Source organism: Paenibacillus konkukensis (genome assembly GCF_023523925.1).
Taxonomy (GTDB): Bacteria; Bacillota; Bacilli; order Paenibacillales; family NBRC-103111; genus Paenibacillus_S; species Paenibacillus_S doosanensis.
Genome location: NZ_CP027059.1, coordinates 4,054,829 through 4,067,995 on the forward strand (window position 1 = coordinate 4,054,829; position 13,167 = coordinate 4,067,995).

General features: G+C 46.2%; 10 protein-coding genes. 4 read left to right on the plus strand and 6 right to left on the minus strand.

What is annotated here, in order from left to right:
- Window positions 1–150 precede the first annotated feature (150 nt).
- The 4 genes from SK3146_RS17365 to SK3146_RS17380 all read right to left on the minus strand — a co-directional run bounded on the left by SK3146_RS17365 (window position 151) and on the right by SK3146_RS17380 (window position 4,565).
- Window positions 151–1,029, minus strand: coding sequence for a carbohydrate ABC transporter permease (locus SK3146_RS17365; RefSeq protein ID WP_249860029.1), 879 nt, complete (start codon window positions 1,027–1,029; stop codon window positions 151–153).
- Complete coding sequence (locus tag SK3146_RS17370) at window positions 1,022–2,074, minus strand: ABC transporter ATP-binding protein (RefSeq protein WP_249860030.1); 1,053 nt, start codon at window positions 2,072–2,074, stop codon at window positions 1,022–1,024. The genes SK3146_RS17365 and SK3146_RS17370 overlap by 8 nt, the downstream gene beginning before the upstream one ends.
- Window positions 2,075–2,114: 40 nt before the next feature.
- Complete coding sequence (locus tag SK3146_RS17375) at window positions 2,115–2,876, minus strand: DeoR/GlpR family DNA-binding transcription regulator (RefSeq protein ID WP_249866339.1); 762 nt, start codon at window positions 2,874–2,876, stop codon at window positions 2,115–2,117.
- A gap of 432 nt (window positions 2,877–3,308) precedes the next feature.
- Window positions 3,309–4,565, minus strand: coding sequence for an ABC transporter substrate-binding protein (locus tag SK3146_RS17380; RefSeq protein ID WP_249860031.1), 1,257 nt, complete (start codon window positions 4,563–4,565; stop codon window positions 3,309–3,311).
- Window positions 4,566–4,806: 241 nt separating this feature from the next.
- On the opposite strand from SK3146_RS17380, the gene SK3146_RS17385 reads away from it, so the two are divergent.
- Both SK3146_RS17385 and SK3146_RS17390 read left to right on the plus strand, forming a co-directional pair.
- Window positions 4,807–5,670 carry a helix-turn-helix domain-containing protein gene (locus SK3146_RS17385; protein ID WP_249860032.1) on the plus strand — a complete coding sequence of 288 codons (864 nt, stop codon included), beginning with the start codon at window positions 4,807–4,809 and terminating at the stop codon, window positions 5,668–5,670.
- A gap of 115 nt (window positions 5,671–5,785) precedes the next feature.
- Entirely contained in the window at window positions 5,786–6,133 is a 348-nt protein-coding gene (locus SK3146_RS17390; RefSeq protein WP_249860033.1) for an HD domain-containing protein, read from the plus strand.
- A 37-nt stretch (window positions 6,134–6,170) separates the two neighbouring features.
- Here SK3146_RS17390 and SK3146_RS17395 read toward each other — a convergent pair whose 3' ends face one another.
- Both SK3146_RS17395 and SK3146_RS17400 read right to left on the minus strand, forming a co-directional pair.
- Entirely contained in the window at window positions 6,171–7,520 is a 1,350-nt protein-coding gene (locus SK3146_RS17395) for a hypothetical protein (RefSeq protein WP_249860034.1), read from the minus strand.
- 134 nt (window positions 7,521–7,654) lie between these two features.
- The gene (locus SK3146_RS17400) at window positions 7,655–10,138 is read right to left on the minus strand and encodes an S-layer homology domain-containing protein (RefSeq protein WP_249860035.1); all 2,484 of its coding nucleotides are present in this window, start codon (window positions 10,136–10,138) and stop codon (window positions 7,655–7,657) included.
- Between the two features lie 434 nt (window positions 10,139–10,572).
- Here SK3146_RS17400 and SK3146_RS17405 point away from each other — a divergent pair, with 434 nt between their 5' ends.
- Entirely contained in the window at window positions 10,573–11,955 is a 1,383-nt protein-coding gene (locus tag SK3146_RS17405) for an MATE family efflux transporter (RefSeq protein ID WP_249860036.1), read from the plus strand.
- A gap of 98 nt (window positions 11,956–12,053) precedes the next feature.
- Window positions 12,054–12,980, plus strand: coding sequence for an alpha/beta hydrolase family protein (locus SK3146_RS17410; RefSeq protein WP_249860037.1), 927 nt, complete (start codon window positions 12,054–12,056; stop codon window positions 12,978–12,980).
- Window positions 12,981–13,167 lie beyond the last annotated feature (187 nt).

Sequence of the window (13,167 nt, forward strand, 5' to 3'; positions counted from 1 at the left end):
ATTAGAAGTACGATCGCTTTTAAAATAAACTGGATCGTCAGGCTTACATAGTTCGTGCCGGATGTCGCCTGAGCGGTTGGACCGGCATACTTGACTTCAGCTGCCACTTGGATATACGCCCCCCCTTTTGTTAAAGCGGATTTTGGCATCTTACTGGTAGTGCACTTTCTTAGACAACAACCGGAAGTAAACGAAGGTCAGCAGGGCGATAATCGCCATCAGGACAACCCCGGTAGCGGAAGCGTAACCGATACTGTTGGTTCTGAATTCATAAATGTAATAGACGAGCGTTGTCGTTGCGCCGTTCGGGCCGCCTCCGGTCATAATCCTGACGGTATCGAACACCTTGAAGGAGCCGATCGTCATAATAATCAGGATGAAAAAGAGCTGGGGTGAAATCATAGGCAGCGTGATTTTGAAAAACATCTTGGACCTGCTGGCGTTATCGAGCGCGGCCGCCTCGTAAATGGTCGGCGGAATGCTCTGCAGCGCCGCCACGATGATTAACGTATAATAGCCGATATTGTGCCAGACCGATACGATGATGATCGACATCATCGCCGACCGCGAGCTTTGCAGCCACTGGGAAGTCGGCAGGCCGAACGTCTTCAGCATGAAATTCAGCATGCCGTGATTCGGTTCCATCAGCCACATCCAGACCAGGGCGATCGAGACGATCGAGATGATATGCGGCGTGAAGATCCCGGCCTGCACGATGGCGTTGAAGCGGCTGCTCCTGCTCAGCCACACCGCTATGATCAAGGAAATGACGAGCGTAAGAACAACGACGGCCACCGTGTAGACGACCGTATTGCCCAGCGCCTGGTAAAAGTCGTCGCGGGCGAGCACTTGCTTGAAGTTGTCTGCACCGACAAACTTGCTTTTATCCGGGTTCATCAAATTGTATTTATAGAAGCTCAGCCTGATCAAATAAAACACCGGATAAATGACGAAGATCGCGATGCCCGCCATGGCAGGCAAAATCATCAAATACGGACGGAGCCTCTCCCATAACCGTTTCTTATCCATGGCTTTGCCCTCTAAGATGATTCATGTAGCCGTCATACCGCCAGTCCTCTCGACCTACCCGTCCCTCGTCCACGCCAAAGAAGTAAATTCGGTCCGCCTCCACGCCGACATGCACCGTATCGTCCACCGAGAACGAATCCTCGATGCACTTGATCATAAAGGAATGACGGTCCGTGCGAACTTGATATATCGTTTCGGAGCCAAGCATCTCCCGGGTGATCACCTTGCCGCGGACCGAGAAAAAGCCGCCTTCCCGTGCCGATGACAGCTGCGCGCTCTCCGGCCGGAAGCCGAACTTCGCTCCATCCGCGCCCAGCTCGCCGATGTTCATCGGCGGAACGCCGATAAATTGGGCCGCGAACAAGTTGCTCGGCTGGCGGTAGATGACCTCCGGGGATGCCTCCTGCTGGATGCAGCCGCGGTTCATCAGCACGATGGTGTCCGCCATCGACATGGCCTCTACCTGGTCGTGCGTCACGTATACGAAGGTGGTACCCAGCTTCTTATGCATTTCAATCAGCTCGATGCGCATCTGCACCCGAAGCTTGGCGTCGAGGTTAGACAGCGGCTCGTCCATCAGAAACACCGACGGCTTCTTGACCATCGCCCGGGCCAGCGCGACGCGCTGCCGCTGTCCGCCGGACAAGGTGGAGGGCTTGCGGTCGAGATATTCGCGCAGCCCGACTGTTTCGCTGATGCTTTCGATAAGGCGGGTTCTTTCCTCCTTGCCGACCTTATTGTTCTTTAGGCCGAACTCGATGTTCTCGCGCACGGACATTGTCGGATAAATAGCGTAGTTCTGAAATACCATAGCAACCCCGCGCTGTCCCGGAGCAATGCGCGTCACATCTTTGCCATCGATGAGCACCGCGCCCGCAGTTTGCGGATCGAGCCCAGCGATCATGCGCAGCAGCGTCGTTTTGCCGCAGCCGGACGGCCCGACCAAGACGGTAAATTTGCCGTCGTCAATTTTCAAATTCAAATTTTGTATGATCGTGTTTTGGTCAAATGATTTCGAAACCTGTACCAATTCAATGGAAGCCATGAGCGAACCCCCTTCATTTAGACATACCTCTGTGCCGGATTTATACGGTGTGCACCTTCATGCCCCAGTCTCTAAACGGCTTGAGATCAAATTCCTCCGCTTCTTTGCCCGTGATGAGCGTGTGAAGCGAGCTCTTTGGAGCAATCGTGTGGAGCGACAGTTTCCCTATTTTCGTATGATCCGCAACCACGATGATTTCCCTCGCCGCCTTGATCATGGATTGCTTGGCAGGGACCAGCCGGGCTTCCGGATGCATGAGTCCATACTGCGGATGAAGAGCCGGCGTGCCGATAAATGCTTTCTCCACATGAAGCGAGCCCAGCGTATGTTCGGTAAACATCCCGTTCAACATATAGCTGGACGGGTATAGCTCTCCTCCGGTCAAGATCACCTTCACACGCGGAGCATCCCGAAGCTCCGCGGCAACGTTCATATCGTTGGTAACAACCGTTATATTGGACCGGTGAACAAGATTTTTGGCGATATGCAAAGTCGTTGTTCCGGAATCAATGATGATGTTCTCTCCATCCTCCACCAAGCTCGCGGCCATTTGTCCAATGCGCATTTTCTGATCCAGACATTGTGTCGTTCTTTCGTTAAAAGAAGGCTCGTCGCGAGTCCACTGCTCGATGATGGCCCCTCCATGCGTCCGTTTCAGAAGGCCCTCTTGTTCAATTTCGTTAAGATCCCGCCGGATCGTCGCCTCGTGCACGTTGAATTCCTTGGCCAGCGCCGCAATGCTCGCCGTTCGATACTGCCTGACATACTCGACAATTCTTATTTTTCTTTGAACCGGCAGCAAATCATCCTCTCCTTCGCTCAATTATGTTCGGAACTGCGAAGTCGTGTATATATTTGTTCATTTCCATATGTTTGATAGTAAAGGATAAGTATCAAGAGAGTGTTATGCTTATTTGAAGAAAAAGTAAATCTGTCTGACGGGCTTCTCTCGAAGACTGCGATGAAACAGCGCCTCACTCACCTGAAATAACGTCCAAACCAATAACGAACTCATCGATCTTATCAACCATAAAGCCCTCCTTTTTACGTAAAACGAGGCGCCATCCGCACCCTTTTGTTCGTTTTTGCTCATTTCTAGTATATAAACGGATTATCATGTCATAATTAAATGGAAGTTAAGAAAAGGTAAAGGCATTTTTGCCGCGAGGCATGGAAAACAAAAAAATCCCCGGGAGCTTCTCCCGAGGATCTGACATGCGGTTCATCGCGCTTATTATTTGGTTTGCGATTGAACGTATTTATTAATTTCATCTTCGGCTTCGCGAAGCGCCGTATTTACGTCTTTTTCGCCGTCAACATATTGTCTGAAGTGATTCTCCAGAATGCCGGCAGCTTTGGAGTAGTAGATGGATAACCTCGGCGCAGGCGCAGGCTTGCTCTTGAAGATGCCTTCCAGATGTTTTCCTTTCAAAATCGCCATATCCGCACCGTATGCTTGCTGGAATTTCGGATCACTTAGCAGTGAAATACGCCCGGTCTTTTCCGTAGCGATCTCCTGCACTTCGTCCGAAAACAGCACTTCGAGCACTTTCATCGCTTCTTCTTTATGTTGGCTTGTTTTGCTGATCGACATGATGTGCAAGTCGTACATCCCGGCAACATTAGGCTTATCCTTGTAGCTCGGATACTGGACAACATCCCAACTGAACTCGGGAGCTTGCGCGATGTAGGGGAACATATTGACGGTCGCCGTCATGGCAACGGTTTTATCTTTGATAAAGGAGTCATTTGTGCTCGTCCCCCATTTAGGCGGTTTGTTCTCCGGTAAAGCGTATACATCTTTGCCCAATTCAAACAGCTTTTTAAACGTATCATAGTTATCGCTGATAGTTGTTTTATGGGTAGCGGCATCAACGATGTTTAAGGACAAAGGAAAACTCAATCTTTGGATGCTTTCCGGGTCCAGTCCGCGATAAGCGACGCCATCTACCGTCCTCGTTAATTTTTTGGACAGCTGAATTACATCTTCCCACGTCATGCCGTCCTGCGGATACTCGACTCCGAATTTATCAAAAATATCCTTATTGTAATAAAGAGCGTTAAACTGTCTGTTATAAGGCAGGCCGTACAGCTTCCCGTCGTCGGAAATGTTTTTGATGGTTTCCAGCGCTTGCTGATCGAACCGGCCCAAGTCAAAACCATCCGCCTTAGCCAAAGGAGTCAGATCCTCGAATACGTCCAGGTCCATTGCCGCGGACATACTGCCGTTCCAGGTTGTGATCAGATCCAATTGGCCTCCTGCGGCCACATGATTTTCCAAATTATTTTTGGTCCTGTCTATCACCTGTACGGTAATATAAGGATATTTTCGATGCAGCGGTTCATTAATCATAAGCTCCAGGTCTTCCGGTGTGATCATTTGGCCCGGGTGCAGCATTAACGTCACAGGCTCGTGATGCTCTTCCGCTTTCTCGTTAGCGGCGGCCGAAGAAGTGCCCGAATCCGAACCGCCTGAACTGCAACCCGCCAATAAGCTAGTGAAAAGAACAACAGATAGTGCAGCTCTCATTTTCAACTTCACTTTCATTTGCTTCAGTCCCTTCATTCAAGATTTATGAATAACCTTAACAAAGTGGATAAAATTGCAGTTAAATTCGAATATTTCCATATATGTATTGCCTTATATAAGTTGAATATTATAATAGTTTTAAATGGACCTCAATGGTAATGAATTATCACAAAAAGGGTAAAAAATTGTAAGGGGATGCGCTATGGGTGCTTACGGTTTTCAATTCAAAGACGGCCCTTCTACGCCATTTGCCGAAATCGTTTATGTAGGCTGGGAAAAGCGGAATGGCAATTACCATTGGGACGGGCTGCATAGGGCGACAAGCAATCAATGCATTTTCCAATATACGCTTGCCGGAAGGGGAGAGATTCGCATCGGAACTCAAACCTATCCGCTCGAACCGAATTCCGCCTTTCTAGTCGTAACGGGAACCGACCACCGATATTACCTTCCGCAAGACAGCGAATTATGGGAATTTATATTTATCACCTTGATGGGGCCGGAAGCTTTGGCGTGCTGGTCCGCGGTCCATAATCATTCGGGTCCCATCGTTCGATTCGCCCCCGACTCGCCGGTCATTCGCACACTGGAACACATTTTTCTGGAAGCGAGCAAAAAGTCCATCACCAACGGCTACAAAGCCTCGGGGCTGGCCGCACAGTTTGTTATGGAGGTTTACCAATCCCTTAAATATAATCAGGCTTCTCCGGATACTTGGCCCGAAGTGGTTGTCACCGCATTAAAGCTGATTCATGAGAATTACGCAGCCATTAACAGCATCGAGGAGCTGTGCCGGTCGCTTGGCATTTCCAAGTACAAATTTTCGAGATTGTTTCACACCACCTGCGGCATGACCGCCATGCAGTATCTGACCAAAACCCGTATGGAAAAAGCGATGGAGCTGCTCCGCCGCACCAAGCTCAATTTGGGTGAAATTGCACGGCTGACGGGGTACTCGGACGAGAACTACTTTAATAAAGTGTTTCGCAAGTCAACGGGGATAGCGCCGGGGAGATTTCGCTCAAGCAAACAAACGATACGCGTGGATCATATTTCGTTTAATTAGGTGCTGCCTATAATGAAAAAAACTCCCAGTCGGAGTTAATTGTCCAATAACAATTCGATTGTATACTTTACATATCACATCACACCACACTCATCAATAGAGAGGAAACGATACTATGGGGATTCATACGTATTTTCAATCGCTAACCGACTTAGAGCGAATTATCCGTTGTCCGGGTAAATTCAGACAACTACGGGAAGGCAAGGACGATTCCGTTGAAGGAAAAATACTCGAGGTCGCCGATAAGCTCGATCAGATCTATGAGGCCTTTACGGAGCTGCAGCTCGGGAATACCGAGAAAGAATTCGTCGTTATGTATCGCAACGCCCTTATCAAAATAAAGGGGATTAAGCTCCATTGCGTGGACTATTTTCTTCAGCATATTTTGCCTGATATCGTTAACGAAGGATCACGATCCCCAATCGATATTGAAAAGATCACGAACGAAGCCTTAGCCTCCTAGGAGCTCCGGCTTCAGTTCATTTGGAGGTGTTGAAATGTCATCTCCTAGTAACAGCAAATCCATCCGCGGCGGCTCCGATAACTGCTCCATTATGATCCGCAGCCCTGATAACTACATCTTGAATATAGCCGTTCTCCTTATTCACCTTATCCAGGCCCACACATTTCTGAACCGATGTTACTTCGATTTGAATTTGTCTTTTGAAGAAATTGATATACGTGTCGTAGCATTTAATAATCTTCCCGCTTTCACGCTTGGTTCTGCAGTTTTGAAAACGGCATTCCTCGACATAAAGAGACATGCCTTTTATTTTGTCATTTGTATGTCCTGCTAACAAGAAGCTTTCGTTTAATTCAGCGCCGTTAAAAATACATTTTTTCACTGTGCTAGGACCATACTCATTGCCTTTGGCTCTATAAAAAGACAAGCATGCTGACAAAAAACGCGAGTCCGTATACTTCATATTATAAAATTCGCAGTACTCAACATTTACATTTCCGGTATAAGCTGATTTGATCAAACTATTCATGCACTTCACAAATTGACAGTGAGAAATATTGGTGTTATCGCAAGCTATGACCGATTCGCATTCTTCAAAAATGCAATGAACGATATTACCTTCTTTTTTATAAAATTCGTTGTCGATGACTTGCACGCATTGGTTAAATTTGCAATGCGATATCGTTCCTGCATCACGAATGCAGCCATTCGCATTTTCAAACGTGCAATTCATGTAACTTGCATATTCCATATCCAAGATATAGTTGTTTTTTTTGAAATAACCCTCTTCATCCTTTACATTCATCAAGTGATTACCATTTACGACGACCTCACGAACGGTTGCATAGTCAGTCTTGCTCCAATGCGAACTGTAAAATATGCTATCGTAATTATCGTCATCCTCGTTTAACGGTTTAGTAAATGTTATTAGACAGTTGCTAATACTGACTTCATCCACATCGTTCAAATCTAAAAAACGAATATATGGATCGATGATCTCGCAGCCTTGCAGAACAAAGCTGCCCCCCTCTCCATTGTATTTTTCAATAAAATAACTGCAATCTTCAAACACGCTGTCCTGAATAATGACACTGGTCGCCCCATCATCTTTGAACAATGGATTCTCATTCGGATTTTCGCATAATACCCTGCAGTTCTTAATATGTAATGTAGAACCTTCTTCTAAAGTAATTTGACATGATGTACCGGGGATTGCGTTGTAGTGGATCTCACAATTCTCAAATACTATAGCTCCAGCACAAGCAATGTCCGCATTCACATAGACAATCTTATTTTTATATTCTTGGACTTCCTTCTCTGCGATATGGATACCGTTCGAAATGGTCATCTCCGTTAATTCAACCTTCAGGTTATCATATGCGCCCATAACAGCTAACCCCCCATAATGTCATGTGAAGCAGAGCTTTCAAGACGGCAAAAGCCCCAATCAGACCTGATCTTTGTCAGGTTACTGGCCAGGGCGCCGTCTTCTGTGCATTGTATCCGTCTTTCAAGGACTTTCTACTTAATAGCCGATGAGGCACTTTCTGTATACTTAACCGTTTTTACTACTGACGTCGATTTGCCGTAGCTATTGACAGCCCTGATTTCAAAGCTGTTATCGCCTTCGGTTAACGATACGTTTTTGGAAAAACTGCCGCCGGAAATACTTACTTCCTGATCATTAATGTACAGTTTCACCTTGCTGTCGTTGCTTTTAACGTATCCTTGCAATGAAATACTCTTTTGATTCGTTGCTTCAGGGGAATTCGTCAGGGTTATCTCTGGTGCGGATACAGTAAAGTTGATCGTTTTTTCCACCGTCGCTGACTTCCCTAGCTTGTTGGTCGCAACGATCGTGAATTTATTCTCGCCTTCGACTAAACTTACGGATTTTTCGAATTGACCGCCGTACACCGAGACATTCTCACCGTTAATCGTCACGACAGGGCTGCTGTCGTTGCTATCCTTTACATTTCCTTTGATGGTTGCGGTACCGAGTTCCGAGCTCGATGGAGATTGCGTGATGGTCAGCACAGGTGCGCCGACGTTAAAGCTTATCGTTTTCTCCACCGTCGTGGACTTCCCTAGATTGTTGGTCGCAACGATCGTGAATTTGTTCTCGCCTTCGACTAACTTTACGGATTTTTCAAATTGACCGCCGTACACCGAGACATCCTGGCCGTTAATCGTCACGACAGGGCTGCTGTCGTTGTTATCCTTTACCGTTCCTTTGATCGTTGCGGTGCTGAGTTCCGAACTCGATGGAGATTGCGTAATGGTCAGCACAGGTGCGCCGACTCCAAAGTTTATCGTTTTCTCCACCGTCGTGGACTTCCCTAGATTGTTGGTCGCAACGATCGTGAATTTGTTCTCACCTTCGACTAACTTTACGGATTTTTCGAATTGACCGCCGTATACGGAGACATCCTGGCCGTTAATCGTCACGACAGGGCTGCTGTCGTTGCTATCCTTTACCGTTCCTTTGATGGTTGCGGTACTAAGTTCCGAGCTCGATGGAGATTGCGTGATGGTCAGCACAGGCGCGCCGACTCCAAAGTTTATCGTTTTCTCAACCGTCGTGGACTTCCCTAGATTGTTGGTCGCAACGATCGTGAATTTATTTCCGCCTTCGACTAACTTTACGGATTTTTCGAATTGACCGCCGTACACCGAGACATCCTGCCCATTAATCGTTACGACAGGGCTGCTGTCGTTGCTATCCTTTACCGTTCCTTTGATCGTTGCGGTGCTGAGTTCCGAACTCGATGGAGACTGCGTGATGGTTAGCACCGGCGCGCCGACTCCAAAGTTTATCGTTTTCTCAACTGTCGTCGACTTCCCTAGATTGTTGGTCGCAACGATCGTGAATTTATTTTCGCCTTCGGTTAAATTTACAGATTTTTCAAATTGACCGCCGTACACCGAGACATCCTGGCCGTTAATCGTCACGACAGGGCTGCTGTCGTTGCTATCCTTTACCGTTCCTTTGATGGTTGCGGTGCTGAGTTCCGAGCTCGATGGAGATTGCGTGATGGTCAGCACAGGCGCGCCGATTTGGTAATTAGCAACCTCTTCCCAAGACTTTTTCTTTGCACCTTTTACAGCTTCAATTTTAAACGTTTTGGTCCCTTCCTCTTTAAACGTATACAGGGACATGCCTCCAACGTACCCGCCGCCCATTTTGTCCATCCTTACCGCTTGACCGTCAACTGTAACCTTCGTCCCTTCCTCCGCTTTAATGGAGAGGGTGACTTCAGCAGGATTTTCTCCCGTAATAATAGAAGCGGATACTTCCAGCTCTTCTGAAGCCGTTGATACAGCTTGTTTGGTAGCTCTGTTTAACAGTACCACGCATTCGGCTCGCGTAATACTTTTAGTCGGACGGAAGGTGCCATCTCCGAAGCCATTGATCAAACCGCGTTCCGCCGCGGCGCTTACATACTTTAACAATCCGGGTGTAATCTCTCCGGCATCCTTAAAAGCATACTGAGCATAATTGGGATTGTCCACATCTTTGTCAGTCAACCCCATCATCCTAATTAACGCAACCGCGATATCCTCACGAGTTGCCGCTTCTTCCGGATGGAAAGTCATCTTACCGCCAAACGGATTAACAAATCCCGTTAAAAAGTCTTTGCTTACTTCGATATAAGGATAAGACCATTTTTCCTTTGGGACATCGGAAAAAGTCGGTTCTGAAGGATTAGTCAAAGGCGCGTTGAAGGTCAGTACCAGCATTTTGGTAAATTGCTCTCTTGTAACCATTTCCTCCGGAGCAAATTTGCCATCGCCGACACCCGACACAATCCCTTGCTTGGAAAAGTAATTAATGGCATCTTTCGCCCAAGCATAATCATCAGTTACATCCACAAATACAACGGTGTTGTTATCGCCAATTATTTGACTAATGTTATCAGCATAAGTTACGGGTGTGGCGCAAAACAAAAGCAGCACGCCCAGCAATAGACAGCTAATACTATTAAATTTACGTTTACTTCTCATCCCATCATCCCCATTTATTTCTATGATAAGTCTATTTGTCTTCCATTCTCATAACAGAGATTGCTTCTATTGAATCCTTGTCAATCCTCTCCCGCCCCCCAAAGTAACGATCTGGAATAATATGGATAACTAAAAACATGCAAGTTTTATCCGTATGATTTATAGTACTATAGCCTTATAGGATTGGCAATAATTACTACAACCTGTGTCAATTGGAATCTGCTTTTCACTAGCCTTTGGATAAAAGCGCTGTGGATGATTAGATTAACATTTCGGCGGCATACGATATCGCTCGTTTTTTAGCTAAATAGTTCATGTCTTAGGCAAAATATGCATTTCCACTACAATGGATGAATCTTTATAATGTAGGAATCGAATACAACTCTCAATGGAACGGAATATTTGCTACTCTAAGATGAAGACGGGTGCTGCTCATGAGTTTATTTGTGCGAGAGGCGTCATTTTACAAAAGATTTTTTACACTGACACTTATCATCGGGTTACAAAACATTATTACTTTCGGGGTCAACTTGTCCGACAATTTAATGATCGGAGGTTACAGCGAATCGGCATTATCCGGTATCGCGATAGCCAATCAAATTCAGTTTGTATTGCAAATGCTCGTCATGGGGGTAAGCGAAGGTCTGGTCATCATGGCGTCAAGATACTGGGGGGCCAATGACGTAGGATCGATTAAAAGGATTGCCAGCATAGGAATGCGCCTTTCGATTCTTGTTGGCTTGCTCATGTGGGTTATCGTCTTTTTCTTTCCTCAAAGCTTGCTATCGTTATTTGCAAATGATCAGAGTGTTATTGCCGAGGGAACCAAATTCGTGAAAATCATCTGCTTCTCATATCTATTTTTTTCCGTTACCAGTATACTGCTTGCGACATTGCGAAGTGTGGAGACGGTCAAGATCGGTTTTATTTTGTCCTCGACCACGCTCATCATCAATGTGTGCCTGAATTATGTTTTGATCTACGGACATTTTGGTTTTCCGAGCCTGGGTGTGCAGGGATCGGCCATAGCAACCTTGTCGGCCAGAATGATTGAACTGATTATTGTCTGCGTCTTCGTGAAACGTTATGACCGAAAAATCTATTTGAAACTGCGTGATTTTTTTACAATCGAGATGGGATTGTTTAAACAATACGTCAAACTGGGGTCGCCTATTCTCATGTCCAATTTTATCTGGGGGATTGCCATGGCAACACAAACATCCATATTGGGGCATATGGGTGCGGCAGCGATCGCGGCAAACAGCATTGCAACAACCATCTTCCAGATTGTATCCGTCGTTGTTTTTGCCTCAGCGAGCGCTACTACCATTGTCATCGGTAAAACGATTGGCGAAGGAAATATGGATAAAATCGTATCCTACGCCAAGACGCTGCAGATGTTATATCTCGTCATTGGATTATGTACCGGCGCCGCTTTGTTTGTTACCAAGGATTATGTCCTCGGCTTATATACCATTTCCGGGGAGGCCAAAGACCTTGCCTTGCAGTTCATGACCGTATTATCCGTCACCGTGTGCGGAACAGCCTATCAGATGCCGTCATTAACAGGGATCGTACGCAGCGGAGGGGATACCAAATTTGTTTTATACAATGATACCATCTTCATGTGGCTCATTGTTCTACCGGCTTCGGCACTTTGCAGTTTCGTATTTCATCTTTCACCAGTGGTTACCTTTATTTGCCTAAAATCGGACCAAATCCTGAAATGCTTCGTAGCTATTGTAAAAGTAAATCGATTCAAATGGGTCCGGACGTTCGATCCTTATTCGTCGGACTCGAAGGAAACGGCAGTTTAGTGGCAAGGAGTTCGAAGGCGCGGGTAATTCGCATTTCATCTGGAAATAATGAGATAATCCTTATACAAACATTTTTGTTCTTAAAGGGAGGTTAAAGTGTGATAGAACAAGTGACTGTTATAGCTAACGCATCCTATCCATTGGAAGGGATTTTGACGCTGCCGGATTCCCAGGCCATAAAAGTCCCAGCGGTTGTATTTGTACATGGCTCCGGCCCCTTGGATAAAGACGAAACCATTGGTGCAAATAAACCATTTCGAGACCTCGCAGAAGGCCTTGCCAAAAAAGGAATTGCATCACTTCGGTTCGATAAACGTACCTACACCTATGGCAAGCAGATGATACAAGAACTCGGCGGCAGTTTAACCGTCGAAGAAGAAACCATTCAAGATGCGATATTTGCTTCCCGCATGTTAAAGACTGACCCGCGTGTAGACGCTAATCGTGTATTTATGATTGGCCACAGCCTGGGTGGGATGCTCGCTCCCAGAATCGATGCCGAGGGCGGCGATTTTGCCGGACTTGTAATTCTTGCAGGCACGCTTCGGACGCTAGAAGAAGTTATCATTGAGCAAAACGAAGTTTCCTTGAAGCAGCTTGAAGAATCCCAACGCGAAATGGCGTCACAGCAGATCCAAGCCCTTAAAGACAAGTTTGATTCCATCGCCGGCATGTCTGAAGAGACCGCACAGCAGTCCCTATTGTTCGGCGCCGTCTATGCATGGTATCTTAAAGAAATGCACCAGCATCCAGTTAAAGAGTATCTGTCAAATATTAATAAGCCCGTGTTTGTTTTGCAGGGGGATAAAGATGTCCAGGTTTCAGTTGAAAGAGACTTCAACCAATACCAGGCGATATTAAAAGATCATCCCAATGCCTCATGCAAACTGTACCCCGGATTGAATCACCTGTTTATGAAAGCGATATATGGCACTTTAAAAGATATATGGGAAGAGTATAATGTTCCTCAAACGGTGGACGAAACTATTATAGAGGATATAGCAAAGTGGATTCAGTCGGTTTAGAATTCATAATGAACCCCTGTCCGAAGATACCGCCACTATTCGAATAAATGTTGTATGCCTAGAGAAAGCGTCATTTGCATGGTATACTGTTCGGTAGTAGTCGTCAGATTACGCATAAAAACCGTCCTTCTTTCAAATGATTGTGTGGTTAGCTTTCATTTTACAGGAAATGACGGTTTTTTTGTGC